Origin of the sequence: Amycolatopsis sp. NPDC051102, from assembly GCF_040682815.1 — a bacterium.
GTDB lineage: Bacteria > Actinomycetota > Actinomycetes > Mycobacteriales > Pseudonocardiaceae > Amycolatopsis.
On the sequence record NZ_JBFBBT010000004.1, the window covers coordinates 491,117 to 503,636 of the forward strand.

The following is a 12,520-nucleotide window of genomic DNA, read 5'->3' on the forward strand; positions in this document are numbered from 1 at the left end:
AAGCCATACCGAAGACGAGGACGGACCACCGATGAACACCCTGGACGCGCTGGACAAGCAGTCGCTGCGTTCCGACATCCCGGACTTCCGCCCGGGCGACACGCTCAAGGTGAGTGTCCGCGTCATCGAGGGCAACCGCGAGCGCAACCAGGTCTTCCAGGGCGTGGTCATCCGTCGTCAGGGCGGTGGCATCCGGGAGACCTTCACCGTGCGCAAGGTTTCGTTCGGCGTCGGCGTCGAGCGCACCTTCCCGGTGCACTCGCCGAACATCGCCTCGGTCGAGGTCCACAAGCGCGGCGACGTGCGGCGCGCGAAGCTGTACTACCTGCGCGACCTCCGCGGCAAGAAGGCCAAGATCAAGGAGCGCCGCGAGAACCGCGAGACGGCCTCGGCTAACTGAGTCACCACCCGGTTACCGGTAGCCTGACGACGTGGCCGAACCCGTGTCCCAGAACGCTCCCGAGGATGACCCCGATCGCTCCGAGGAGGACAAGCCCAGGCTGTCCCGCTCCGAGGAGCGCGGGGGATCTCGCCGGCGGCGAGCCAAGCCCGCCAAGAAACGGTCGTTCTGGAAGGAACTGCCGATCCTGCTCGTGATCGCCCTGGTGCTCACGATCCTGATCCAGACATTCCTGGCGAAGGTCTTCATGATCCCTTCGGGCTCCATGGAGGCCACCCTCCACGGGTGCCCCGGGTGCACCGGCGACCGCATCCTCGTCGACCGGGTCACCTACGACTTCACCGAGCCCTCCCCCGGCGACGTGATCGTGTTCAAGGGCCCGCCGGCGTGGATCAACAACGAGATCGCCCCGCAGGAGTCGAGCAACGTCGTCGTCCAGGCCCTGCGCGGTCTCGGCTCGCTGGTCGGGTTCGCCCCGCCGGACGAGCGGGACTTCGTCAAGCGGGTGATCGCGGTCGGCGGGCAGACCGTTCAGTGCTGCGACTCCCAGGGCCGCATGATCGTGGACGGCAAGTCGCTCGACGAGCCGTACATCTACTGGGAAAACCCGTCGGTCCAGGAGCAGAAGACCTTCGAGCCGGTCAAGGTGCCGGCCGGGATGGTCTGGGTGCAGGGCGACAACCGCAACAACTCCGACGACTCCCGGTTCCAGGGCGGCGGCGGCGTGAACGGTGCGGTCCCGGTGGACAACATCATCGGCAAGGCGCGGATCATCGTCCTGCCGCCGAGCCGGTGGGGTGGCATCACCGACCACAATCCGCAGGCGTCGGCGCAGCCGGTCGCGCTGGGTGCGCCGGCCTGGCAGAGCGGGCTTCCGCTGGGTGCCGGCATCGCGGCGGCGTGGCCGGCGCTGTTCCTCGGGCGCAAGCTCAAGTCCGGACTGCGCCGGGCGGCCGGGCGGAAACCCTAGCCACCCGACCCTTGCCGGCAGACGGGTGATCCAGCCTTGACACTTCCCGTTCCCCTGACGGCGGCCGAGCCGATCCGGCCACCGCGAGCCGTGGTGCGCGGCGACCTCTTCTGGGGTCTGCAGGGCGCGCTCGACCGCCGTGGCCTCGGCCCGGTCGCCGGCGTGGACGAAGCCGGCGCCGGCGCGTGCGCGGGGCCGCTGGTGGTCGCGGCCTGCGTGCTCAAGCAGGGCGACGCGGCGAAGCTGACCGAGCTCACCGACTCGAAGCTGATGACGGCCAAGGCGCGGGACCGGGTCTACGACCTGGTCCTTGCCCGCGCCGTCGACTACTCGGTGATCGTCGTCCCGACCGAAGAGGTCGACCTCTACGGCATCCGGGTGATGAATCTCGAGGCCATGCGCCGCGCGGCGGCGGCGCTGCGCGTGCAGCCGGGCTACGTCCTCACCGACGGGTTCCGCGTCCCGGGCCTCACGGCCCCGAACACGGCGGTCATCAAGGGCGACCGTTCGGTGGCCTGCATCGCGGCCGCGTCCGTGCTGGCAAAGGTAACGCGAGACCGCATCATGGCGGGCTACCACGAGGAACTCCCGCACTACGGCTTCGACGTGCACAAGGGCTACAGCACGTCCGACCACCTGGCGGCGCTGCGCGAGCACGGCCCGAGCGACGTCCACCGCTGGTCCTACACGAACGTGGCGACGGTGGCGGTCAAGCGCGGCCTGCGCCCGGCGCGGCCGGTGCTGCTCACGTACGCGGCGTTGGAAAAAGCTCTCGAGACCCCCGGCGCGGCGAGCCTGGCCGCGGTCCTCGACGAGGCATTGGAACCGCAACTCAGCCTGCCGCTGCATGCCCCGGCCACGGGTGTGGGTCACAATGAACGCTCTGCCGGCGGAGCACCAGCACGATCCCCAGCACGATCCCGAGGAGGGGCGCGGATTTCATGAGCGCAGAGGATCTCGAGAAGTACGAGACCGAGATGGAGCTCTCGCTGTACCGCGAGTACCGCGACATAGTCGGCCAGTTTTCGTACGTGGTGGAGACCGAGCGACGGTTTTACCTGGCCAACGCGGTGGACGTCCAGGTCCGCGACGGCGGTGGTGAGGTGTACTTCGAGGTCCGCATGTCAGACGCGTGGGTCTGGGACATGTACCGCCCGGCCCGGTTCGTCAAGCACGTCCGGGTGATCACGTTCAAGGACGTCAACGTGGAGGAACTGGACAAGCCGGACCTCCGCCTCCCCGAGGACGGCCCGTTCTCGGGCTGAACCGAGTACCGACCGCGCCGGCTCTTCCTCCCGAAGAGCCGGCGCGGTTCTTTTGTGCGGGCTCGCTGCCGTAGCACACCCCACCGACAGTCCGGGCCCTCCGGCCGCGATCCGTGGACGGTTGTCCCCAATCCCCCGGTTGTCCACAGCTTCACGATCCGGGCCTGGTCCGGCCGCCCCGCGCCCTGCCATCGTCGAAGGCACACGCACCGTGATCGCCGGGACCGCCCCGGTGACGGAGCGAACCGACGAGGGGGCGAACACGATGACGGGCACCGACGAGCTCGCCAGGCACCGCCGCGACCTGGGCGCCTGGGGCGAGGACCTCGCTCTCCGCTACCTCCAGGACCGCGGCCTGATCCTGCTGGCCCGCAACTGGCGCTGCCGAGAGGGCGAACTGGACCTGGTCTTCACCGACCGCACCCGCGTCATCGTCTGCGAGGTCAAAACCCGCTCGGGCACGCAATTCGGCCTGCCCACCGAAACAGTGACGGAGGAGAAGGCCGGCCGGGTCCGCCGCGCGGCCCAACGCTGGCTACGCGAGTTCCGCATCGGCTGGTGCCCCGTCCGCTACGACGTGGTGACGATCCTCGCGGAACCGGGCACGCAGGCCCGCCTCCAGCACATCGAGGCGGCGTTCTGATGCCCATCGCCAAAGCCTGGTCAGCGGGCCTCCTCGGGATCAACGGCCGGGTGATCGAGATCGAGGCCGACCTCGGTGGCGGGCTGAGCCGGATCACCCTCGTGGGGCTGCCCGACGCCGGGTTGCGCGAGGCGAAGGACCGCGTCCGGTCCGCCGTGCGCAATTCCGGCCAGCCGTGGCCCGACGGCAAAGTCACGCTCGGCCTGTCCCCGGCGAACCTGCCCAAGATGGGGTCGGCCTTCGACCTGGGTATCGCGGCGGCGGTGCTCGCGGCGTCCGGTGCGGTCCCGGCAACGCGGCTGCTCGGCACCGTACTGCTCGGCGAACTGGCGCTGGACGGCCGCATCCGCGCGGTCCGCGGCATCCTCCCGGGCCTGCTGGCGGCCCGGGCGGCCGGATACGGCCGAGCCGTCGTGCCGACGGACAGCCTCGTCGAGGCAGCGCTCGTGGACGGCATCGAAGTCGCGGGCGCCCCTCACCTGCGGGACTTCGTGGCTTGGCTGAAGCGCGAAGCCGAGCTGGCGTCTCCGGAGCCGCCCACTCCGCCCGCACCGCCGGACATACCGGATCTCGCGGATGTCGTCGGCCAGCCGGAGGCTCGCTGGGCGTTGGAGGTCGCCGCGGCGGGCGGGCACCACCTCCTGCTCACCGGGCCACCAGGGGTGGGCAAGACGATGCTGGCGAAGCGGCTTCCCGGCCTCCTCCCGCAGCTGACGCAGGAAGAGTCCTTGGAGGTCACCGCGGTGCATTCGGTCGACGGTTCACTTTCGAAGTCGTCGCCGCTGGTCACCGTCCCACCGTTCGTGGCCCCGCACTATTCGATCTCAGTGCCCGCGCTGATCGGCGGAGGCAGCGGCATTGCCTCGCCGGGTGCGATCAGCCGGGCTCACCGCGGTGTCCTGTTCCTGGACGAGGTCTGCGAGTTCGGTGGGCAGTGCCTCGAGTCGCTCCGGACAGTCCTCGAAGAGGGCGAGGTGCGCATCGCCCGGGTCAAGGGATCGATCACCTATCCCGCGCGGTTCCAGCTGGTCCTCGCCACCAATCCGTGTGCGTGCGCGCCACCCAAGGACACCGACTGCGTGTGCTCGCCGAGCGCCCGCCGCCGCTACCTGGGCAAGCTCTCCGGACCGCTCCTCGACCGTGTCGATCTGAGAGTCCGATTGCGGCCATTGAGCGCGATCAGCGCCCACGACACCGGCACGGCGGAGCCGTCGGAAGCGGTCCGCCAGCGAGTGCTGGCCGCTCGCGAACGTGCGGCCCGACGGTGGAGTGAGCACGGCTGGCTGTCGAACTCGGAGGTGCCCGGTCCGGCCCTGCGTCGCCAGTTCGCCCTGCCCGCCGCCGCAACGGTCCTGCTCGACCGAGCCATGGACCGCGGCGCACTGAGTGGCCGCGGCGCCGATCGCTGCCTGCGCATCGCCTGGACCCTGGCGGACCTCGACGGGGAGTCGCGTCCCGGCGCCGAGCAGGTCGGGTCTGCGCTGGCCTTCCGTGAGCGGGTGGCGGCATGAGCCTCGATATGTGGCGAGCTGCTGCGCTGGCGTTCGTTCGCCGGGCTCCGGTCGATAAGGGATGGCTTGGCGTGGGGTCTGCAGGAATGGCTGCCGATGAGTTGCATCAGGTCCGCACGAACGTGTCACGGATGGCCGACGCGACGATGCCTCCTTTGGCCGCGTTCGTCCGTCGGGCGTGGCTCGACAAAGGCTGGCTTGGCCTTCCGGAGGCGGGAACCTGGCTGTGGCGGGCCCACGAGCGCTTGGCGTCGGGCCGAGTCAGCTTCCTTGCTGCGCGTCGGCGAGTAGGGGCCGGGTCGGCGCTGGCCTTCGGTAAGGGGGTGGCGGCGTGAGCACCGACGAGTTGCGGCAGGCCCGCGCCTACCTGCTGCGGGTGGCCGAGCCGCCGGCGGCTGCTCTCGTCGCCTTCGTTGCCGAGCTTGGGCCGGTAGCCGCTGCCGCTCGGGTTCGGCGTGGTGATTGTCCGGCCGAAGTGCTGAAAGTGACCGAGGCGCGGCGGGACTACGACCTTGTCAGCCAGGACTTTGCCCGGGCCGCCGCGGTAGATGCTCGCCTGGTCGTGCCCGAAGACGATGAGTGGCCCGCCTGGCCGTTGCTCTCGCTCGACCTCGCCGCCCGGCGTGGGGTTGCCGAAGCCGTGCCGCCCTTGGCTTTGTGGGTTTCCGGTGATGTTGCGCTCGGCACCGCCGCTGATCGGGCCGTGGCCGTGGTCGGGGCCCGTGCCGCCACCGAATACGGCGAACACCACGCCGCCGAGTTCGCCTACGGGCTGGCCGGCCGGGGTGTGCCGGTCTTCTCGGGCGCTGCCTACGGCATCGACGGGGCAGCGCACCGAGGCGCGCTCGCCGCGTCCGGTGTCACCGTTGCCGTGCTGGGTTGTGCCGTCGATGCCGGTTATCCGGCGGGGCACACCGCGCTGCTGAAGCGGATCGTCGGGTCCGGTGGTGCCGTCGTCAGCGAGTACCCACCCGGTACCTCGCCGGCTCGGCACCGGTTTCTCGTCCGCAACCGGCTCATCGCCGCCCTCACCGAGGGCACCTTGGTCGTCGAGGCGGGGCGGCGCAGCGGTGCCCGCAACACCGCGAGCACCGCCGGTGCGCTCGGCAAAGTCGTCATGGCGCTGCCGGGACCGGTGTCGTCGGGGATGTCCGTCGGCTGCCACGAGCTGATCCGCGATGCCCGGGCGACGCTGGTCTCCACCGTCGACGAGGTCCTCGAAACCGTCGGGCACTTCGGCGTCGCCGAAGACACCACCGCGGGCCGGCCGAAGCGGCGGACCGACCGGTTGGGGCCCGAGGCGTTGCGCGCCTTCGAGGCACTCGCTGTGCGCGCCGACCGGTCCGACGCCGAGATCGCGGCTGAATCCGGCCTGCCACTGCGGCGGGTGCGGGCGCTGTCGCCGGAACTGGAGATCGACGGATTCGCCGTCCGTGGGGAAGCGGGCTGGCGACGACGGAAGGAAAGCGCGTGAGCACCACGAAATCCGGGCGAAACCGTCGGCCGTGTTCGGCCGGTCCGGTGCGGACGCGTGGCGATCCTTGACCGGAGGCGGTTGTTCGCGCAGCGTGACATCCATGCCGTCATCACGCTCCGGACGGGCCCGCCGCCCCGATCTGCGCGCGCTCCGGGCTGCGCTGCCCGAGTCCGTGCGGGCCGTCCTCACCGGGTACGAACGGCACCTCGGGCTCGAACGCGGCCTGTCCGCGCACACCGTGCGGGCGTACGTCGGTGATGCCGTTGCGCTGCTCGGTTTCGTCGTTGACGGTGGGGGCGGGTTCGCCGAGCTGGACCTCGGCCGGCTGCGGGCGTGGCTCGCCGCCCAGCAGTCCGGTGGGGCGAGCCGGACGACGCTCGCCCGGCGGGCCGCCTCGGTGCGGACGTTCACCGCCTGGGCGCACCGCACCGGCGTCCTGGCCACGGACCCCGGTGGGCGGCTCGCCGCTCCGCGGGCGCACCGCACCCTGCCCGGGGTGCTGCGTGCTGGGCAGGCGGGAGAGGTGATGCAGGCGTCGGCGGCCGGGGCGGCGCAGCGCGATCCGGTCGCGCTGCGTGATCGCGCGATCGTCGAGCTGCTCTACGCCACCGGCATCCGCGTGTCCGAGTTGTGCGGGCTGGACGTCGGCGGGGCCGACTTCTCCCGCCGTGTCGTGACGGTGCTGGGGAAGGGCGGCAAGGAGCGGGTCGTCCCGTTCGGCGTCCCGGCGGCCGAGGCGCTGAGCGACTGGATCGAGGAGGGGCGGCCGAAGATCGTCGCCGAAACGGGTGGTGAGAGGGCCGAGCCCGCCCTTTTCCTCGGGGTGCGGGGGCAACGCGTCGACCCCCGGGCGGTGCGGCGGGTGGTGCACGACGCCGTCACCTCGGTGCCCGGAGCACCCGACATGGGGCCCCACGGCCTGCGGCATTCGGCTGCGACGCATCTGCTCGAAGGGGGTGCCGATCTCAGGAGCGTTCAGGAACTGCTTGGTCACGCTACGCTTGCCACGACGCAGCTCTACACTCATGTGACCGTCGACCGGTTGAAAGCGATCCATGACCGAGCGCACCCCAGGGCCTGAGGCGGTCCGGGGAGGCTCGCCGAGGTCGTCACCAGCAGGCCCGGCGGCGCACGCGCATCCGCACGAGCACGGAGACGACACTGAGCCGCACGCCGAGAACGACGGTGCAATGACCGCAGGCCCGCACGTGACCGAAGCCGCCGGAGTGACCACCCGCGGTGAGGCTGCCGCGCCCGCGGACACCCGGGCCGGCTACGACGTCGACGCCGGGATCGCGGCGCTGTGGCAGCAGTTCGCCGACAGCCCGGACCAGGCGTCGCGCGATCGGCTCGTGCTGCACTACGCCCCGCTGGTCAAGTACGTCGCCGGCCGGGTCGGGACCGGCCTGCCGACCCACATCGACGTGGGCGACCTCGTGCAGTCGGGCATCTTCGGGCTGGTCGACGCGATCGAGAAGTTCGACCCCGAGCGCGGCCTGCGCTTCGAGACCTACGCGATGCAGCGCATCCGCGGCGCGATCCTCGACGACCTCCGTTCGCAGGACTGGGTGCCGCGCGCGGTCCGCAGCAAGGCCAAGGAAGCCGAGCGCGCGATGGAGCGCCTCGGCGCCCGCCTGCACCGCACCCCGACCGACGCCGAACTCGCCGCCGAACTGGGCATCGGCCTCGACGAGCTGCGCGACTTCTACGGCCAGCTGCAGCTCACCAGCGTCGTCGCGTTGGAGGACCTGGTGGCCGCGGGCAAGGACAGCGGCTCGCTGGTCGACACGCTGCCCGACGACGACGCCGTCGACCCGGTCGCGGTGCTCGTCGACCAGGACAACCGCCGCCAGCTCGCCCAGGCGATCGCCCAGCTCACCGAGCGCGACAAGATCGTGGTCAGCCTCTACTACTTCGAGAGCCTGACCCTCGCCGAGATCGGCAAGGTCCTCGGCGTCACCGAGTCGCGGGTGAGCCAGCTGCACACGCGGGCTGTCATGCGGCTGCGCGCCAAGCTGGTCGAGCAGACCGGCGCCTGATCACTCCTCACCTCCCCACGGCTTGAGCCGGTATTCGCCGGCCTCGCCGGTCAGCGCGAGCGGATCGACGTACTCCTCGCCCCGCCGCACGCCCCAGTGCAGGCACGCCGCGACCGGACAGCCGGGGTGCCCGGCGACGACGGTGCCGAGCACCTGTCCCCGGTAGACCTGCTCACCCACGGCGACCTTCGGCGCGACGGGCTCGTAAGTGGTCCGCAGCCCGCCGTCGTGGTCGACGGACAGCACGGGCCGCCCGCCCACCATCCCGGCGAAGACGACGACACCCGCGTCCGCCGCCAGCACGTCCTGGTCGGGCACGGCGGCCAGATCGACGCCTCGATGCCCGGTGCCGAAGGGCGTTTCGGGAGCGTCGAAGTATTTCGTAACCACCGGAACGGGTGACAAGGGCCAGGAGAGCCGCGGTTGTCGCCGGAAAGGGGGATTTCCCGACCCGGGTTCGGCGGCGGACGGGAAGGGCCAGATCGCAGCGGTCCACGGCGAGGTCGCCGACCGTTCGACTGTCGTCGGCCTGGAGCCCTCAGAGGCCGACGGTGGTGGTGCCGGAGGGGCCAGCCACGGCTCCGCCGGTATCAGGGTGGCCAGCAGTTGTGGTGCGGGGCCGTCCGTGCCCCGCTCCACCGCCAGCTCGCGAAGGTGGGGGCCGCTCGGCGGCAGTGCTGGGCCGCTCGCCTGGCGCTCCGCTGCCAGCCCATGGACCGGGGAGTCCGGCAGTGGCGCTGCCGGGCCGTTCCGACCCGGCTCCGCCGGGGCATTCCGACCCGGCTCCGCCCCGGCCTTTCCCGGCTCGGGAAGGCGCGAATCGTCCTGTCGCGGTACCGCGACAGAACTCCATCCCGCCCCGGCCAACCCACGGGCTCCAGCGTCCGACCCCGCCGACCCATGGACCCGAGCGTCCGCCCTCGGCGGCCCGCTGAACCGGGAGGTCGACGGTGGCGGCGCCGGGCCGCCCAGCCACGGATCCGCCGCTCTCGGCGGCCCGGCTTCGACCTCCCGCGCCGCAGCTGTCCCCAGCGTCGTCAACGCCCGCGACTCACCTCCCCGAGCCGCTGCACGCACCTCCACAGCGCCACTCTCGAACCCACCTCCGAAACTTCCGCACAACGCCGTGACCAGGGCGAACGCGCCCAAGAACCACCCCGGCACCCATCGCCGGAAACGCATGATCGACTCCATGGCTTCAGCGTGCGGTACCCGGCCGTTCCGTGGGGAGCCGATGGTGAATCTGTGGATAACCCGAGGTGATGTGGACAACTGGGCCGTTGCGCGGCCGCCGGTGGGGGAGGGGCTGGTGGCAGGGGGTAGAATCTTTTCCGCGGTCCGCGTGAGCGGGCTGACTTCGCGTGCACGTGCGCGTTCCCCGGTTTTCCGAGCTTCGGCAGCCGGTGATTCGCACGGGGTCCGGCGGTCCCCGGGGTCCTCATCCCGGGGTCCGGATGCCGGCACGGGCACCAGGGCGAACGGCCACCCGGCCGGGAGCGACAAAACCGAGCAGCGCGCTTTCTCGCACAGGCGCGCACGACACAGAAGAGGTGTGATTCCGGCAATGGCCGTCGTCACCATGAAGCAGCTGCTCGACAGCGGCGTGCACTTCGGGCACCAGACCCGCCGTTGGAACCCGAAGATGAAGCGCTACATCTTCACCGAGCGCAACGGCATCTACATCATCGACCTGCAGCAGACGCTGACCTACATCGACCGTGCGTACGAGTTCATCAAGGAAACCGTCGCGCACGGCGGCACCATCATGTTCGTCGGCACCAAGAAGCAGGCTCAGGAAGCCATCGCGGCCGAAGCCTCGCGCGTGGGCATGCCCTACGTGAACCAGCGCTGGCTCGGCGGCATGCTGACCAACTTCCAGACCGTCCACAAGCGCCTCCTCCGCCTGAAGGAGCTCGAGTCGCGCGAGCAGACCGGCGGCTTCGAAGGTCTCACCAAGCGCGAGATCCTCACGCTCACCCGTGAGAAGGACAAGCTCGAGAAGACCCTCGGCGGTATCCGCGACATGGCCAAGGTGCCGAGCATCGTGTGGATCGTCGACACGAAGAAGGAGCACATCGCCGTCGGCGAGGCTCGGAAGCTGAACATCCCGGTCGTCGCGATCCTGGACACCAACTGCGACCCGGACGAGGTCGACTACCCGATCCCGGGCAACGACGACGCGATCCGCTCCGCCGCGCTGCTGACCAAGGTCGTCGCCGAGGCCGCGGCCGCCGGGCTGATGGCGCGCTCCAGCCGCAACGGTGCTTCGGCCGACACGAAGCCGGAGCCGGGCGTCGCCGCCGACGAGCCGCTGGCCGAGTGGGAGAAGGAGCTGCTCGCCGGCTCCGAGACCGCCGCCGCCGACGCGACCGAAGCCGCCGCTGCCGTCGAGGCGGCCCCGGCCGAGGCCGCCACCGAGCAGGCGACCGCCTCCTCCTGATGCTCCACCGCCCGTGCGGCCGTGCCCCCGGGGCCCGGCCGCACGGGTGTAGCAACCCACAGATTTCCTGCAAAGGACGGATTTACCAGAATGGCGAACTACACCGCCGCTGACGTGAAGCGCCTGCGCGAGATGACCGGCGCCGGCATGATGGACTGCAAGAAGGCCCTCGAGGAGAACGGCGGCGACTTCGACAAGGCCGTCGAGTTCCTCCGCATCAAGGGTGCCAAGGACGTCGGCAAGCGCGCCGAGCGGGCCACCGCCGAGGGCCTGGTCACCGGCGACGGCGGCGTCCTCATCGAGCTCGACTCCGAGACCGACTTCGTCGCGAAGAACGCCGACTTCCAGGCGCTCGCCGCGAAGATCGTCGAGGTCGCGAAGACCGTCAAGACCTCCGACGTCGAGGCGCTCAAGGGTGCCGAGCTCGACGGCAAGACCGTCAACGAGGTCGTCCAGGAGCTGTCGGCCCGCATCGGCGAGAAGCTCGAGCTGCGCCGCGTCGTGGCCTTCGAGGGCCAGACCGCGACCTACCTGCACCGCCGCGGTTCCGACCTGCCGCCGGCCGTCGGCGTGCTCGTCGAGTTCACCGGTGACGACGCCGAAGCCGCCCGCGGTGCCGCCATGCAGGTCGCCGCGCTGCGCGCGAAGTACCTGACCCGCGACGAGGTGCCGGCCGAGATCGTCGAGAACGAGCGCCGCATCGCCGAGCAGACCGCCCGCGAAGAAGGCAAGCCGGAGCAGGCCATGCCGAAGATCATCGAGGGCAAGGTCAACGCCTACTACAAGGACAACGTCCTGCTCGAGCAGCCGTCGGTCAAGGACAACAAGAAGACCGTCAAGGCCCTGCTCGACGAGGCCGGCGTGACGCTGACCAAGTTCGCGCGCTTCGAGGTCGGCCAGGCCTGAGTTCAGGCCAGGGCGTAGGTTCTACCCCCACAGTGCCCCGTCTCCGTCCATCGGGGACGGGGCACTGTCGGGTCCAGAGGAATTCACAGCGGTCGAGGGGCGTAGGAGGCGACATAGATGGGTGACCGGGTCGAAGGTGGCTACCGGCGGGTGCTGCTGAAACTGGGCGGCGAAATGTTCGGCGGTGGTTCGATCGGCGTCGATCCGGATGTCGTCCACTCGGTCGCGCAGCAGATCGCCGACGTCGCCCGCACCGGCGTCCAGGTCGCGGTCGTGATCGGTGGCGGCAACTACTTCCGCGGCGCGGAGCTTTCGCAGCGCGGCATGGACCGCGACCGCGCCGACTACATGGCGATGCTGGGCACCGTGATGAACTGCCTGGCGCTGCAGGACTTCCTGGAGAAGGAGGGCCTGCCCACCCGCGTGCAGACCGCCATCACGATGGGGCAGGTCGCCGAGCCCTACATCCCGCGCCGCGCCGAGCGGCACCTGGAAAAGGGGCGCGTCGTGATCTTCGGCGCCGGGGTCGGCATGCCGTACTTCTCCACCGACACCGCGGCCGCCCAGCGGGCGCTCGAACTGGGCTGCGAAGCCGTGCTGATGGCCAAGGCCGTCGACGGCGTCTACACCGCGGACCCGAAGGCCGACCCCACCGCCGAGATGTTCCGCGAGATCACCCACCGCGAGGTGCTGGAGCGGGACCTCAAGGTCGCCGACGCGACGGCGTTCAGCCTCTGCATGGACAACAACATGCCGATCATCGTGTTCAACCTGCTCACCGAGGGGAACATCGCCCGCGCGGTGAGTGGTGAAAGAATCGGCACGTTGGTCAGCACCCCCGCCGACGGGGTGCCGGCCTAGACCTGCTG

General features: G+C 70.7%; 13 protein-coding genes. 12 read left to right on the plus strand and 1 reads right to left on the minus strand.

Annotated features, from left to right (window positions below; all coding sequences use genetic code 11):
- The first annotated feature begins 31 nt into the window (after positions 1-31).
- From rplS to AB0M93_RS16760, 9 genes are all read left to right on the plus strand, one after another.
- Positions 32-400 (plus strand): 50S ribosomal protein L19, encoded by a 369-nt coding sequence (rplS, locus tag AB0M93_RS16720; RefSeq protein ID WP_364274089.1) that lies wholly within the window; start codon positions 32-34, stop codon positions 398-400.
- 31 nt (positions 401-431) lie between these two features.
- Positions 432-1,370: a signal peptidase I gene (gene lepB / locus AB0M93_RS16725; protein WP_364274092.1), complete on the plus strand. Its 939-nt coding sequence runs from the start codon at positions 432-434 to the stop codon at positions 1,368-1,370.
- Between the two features lie 90 nt (positions 1,371-1,460).
- Positions 1,461-2,315, plus strand: coding sequence for a ribonuclease HII (locus AB0M93_RS16730; RefSeq protein ID WP_364274372.1), 855 nt, complete (start codon positions 1,461-1,463; stop codon positions 2,313-2,315).
- Complete coding sequence (locus AB0M93_RS16735; RefSeq protein ID WP_003096226.1) at positions 2,312-2,635, plus strand: DUF2469 domain-containing protein; 324 nt, start codon at positions 2,312-2,314, stop codon at positions 2,633-2,635. Before AB0M93_RS16730 ends, AB0M93_RS16735 begins: the two co-directional genes overlap by 4 nt.
- A gap of 265 nt (positions 2,636-2,900) precedes the next feature.
- A complete protein-coding gene (locus tag AB0M93_RS16740; RefSeq protein ID WP_364274375.1) occupies positions 2,901-3,278 on the plus strand; it encodes a YraN family protein in 378 nt (125 codons plus the stop codon).
- Positions 3,278-4,789, plus strand: a complete 1,512-nt coding sequence (locus tag AB0M93_RS16745) for a YifB family Mg chelatase-like AAA ATPase (protein WP_364274095.1) — start codon at positions 3,278-3,280, stop codon at positions 4,787-4,789. Before AB0M93_RS16740 ends, AB0M93_RS16745 begins: the two co-directional genes overlap by 1 nt.
- A gap of 331 nt (positions 4,790-5,120) precedes the next feature.
- Complete coding sequence (dprA, locus tag AB0M93_RS16750; protein WP_364274098.1) at positions 5,121-6,263, plus strand: DNA-processing protein DprA; 1,143 nt, start codon at positions 5,121-5,123, stop codon at positions 6,261-6,263.
- A 103-nt stretch (positions 6,264-6,366) separates the two neighbouring features.
- Positions 6,367-7,347: a tyrosine recombinase XerC gene (locus AB0M93_RS16755; RefSeq protein WP_364274101.1), complete on the plus strand. Its 981-nt coding sequence runs from the start codon at positions 6,367-6,369 to the stop codon at positions 7,345-7,347.
- A gap of 109 nt (positions 7,348-7,456) precedes the next feature.
- Complete coding sequence (locus AB0M93_RS16760) at positions 7,457-8,305, plus strand: FliA/WhiG family RNA polymerase sigma factor (protein ID WP_364274104.1); 849 nt, start codon at positions 7,457-7,459, stop codon at positions 8,303-8,305.
- On the opposite strand, the gene AB0M93_RS16765 is transcribed toward AB0M93_RS16760, so the two are convergent.
- Entirely contained in the window at positions 8,306-8,788 is a 483-nt protein-coding gene (locus tag AB0M93_RS16765) for a M23 family metallopeptidase (RefSeq protein ID WP_364274378.1), read from the minus strand.
- A 1,081-nt stretch (positions 8,789-9,869) separates the two neighbouring features.
- Between AB0M93_RS16765 and rpsB the strand changes: the two genes are divergently transcribed.
- The 3 genes from rpsB to pyrH all read left to right on the plus strand — a co-directional run bounded on the left by rpsB (position 9,870) and on the right by pyrH (position 12,512).
- Entirely contained in the window at positions 9,870-10,745 is an 876-nt protein-coding gene (rpsB, locus tag AB0M93_RS16770; protein ID WP_364274107.1) for a 30S ribosomal protein S2, read from the plus strand.
- A 90-nt stretch (positions 10,746-10,835) separates the two neighbouring features.
- Complete coding sequence (tsf, locus tag AB0M93_RS16775; RefSeq protein ID WP_043784289.1) at positions 10,836-11,651, plus strand: translation elongation factor Ts; 816 nt, start codon at positions 10,836-10,838, stop codon at positions 11,649-11,651.
- A 117-nt stretch (positions 11,652-11,768) separates the two neighbouring features.
- Complete coding sequence (pyrH, locus tag AB0M93_RS16780; protein WP_003065595.1) at positions 11,769-12,512, plus strand: UMP kinase; 744 nt, start codon at positions 11,769-11,771, stop codon at positions 12,510-12,512.
- Positions 12,513-12,520: the final 8 nt, after the last annotated feature.

Excerpts from the sequence above, each read along its gene's own strand:
- rplS (WP_364274089.1), top strand. The coding sequence starts at position 32 with ATGAACACCCTGGACGCGCTGGACAAGCAGTCGCTGCGTTCCGACATC.
- AB0M93_RS16735 (WP_003096226.1), top strand. The coding sequence starts at position 2,312 with ATGAGCGCAGAGGATCTCGAGAAGTACGAGACCGAGATGGAGCTCTCG.
- AB0M93_RS16740 (WP_364274375.1), top strand. The coding sequence starts at position 2,901 with ATGACGGGCACCGACGAGCTCGCCAGGCACCGCCGCGACCTGGGCGCC.
- AB0M93_RS16745 (WP_364274095.1), top strand. The coding sequence starts at position 3,278 with ATGCCCATCGCCAAAGCCTGGTCAGCGGGCCTCCTCGGGATCAACGGC.
- AB0M93_RS16755 (WP_364274101.1), top strand. The coding sequence starts at position 6,367 with ATGCCGTCATCACGCTCCGGACGGGCCCGCCGCCCCGATCTGCGCGCG.
- AB0M93_RS16760 (WP_364274104.1), top strand. The coding sequence starts at position 7,457 with ATGACCGCAGGCCCGCACGTGACCGAAGCCGCCGGAGTGACCACCCGC.
- rpsB (WP_364274107.1), top strand. The coding sequence starts at position 9,870 with ATGGCCGTCGTCACCATGAAGCAGCTGCTCGACAGCGGCGTGCACTTC.
- tsf (WP_043784289.1), top strand. The coding sequence starts at position 10,836 with ATGGCGAACTACACCGCCGCTGACGTGAAGCGCCTGCGCGAGATGACC.
- pyrH (WP_003065595.1), top strand. The coding sequence starts at position 11,769 with ATGGGTGACCGGGTCGAAGGTGGCTACCGGCGGGTGCTGCTGAAACTG.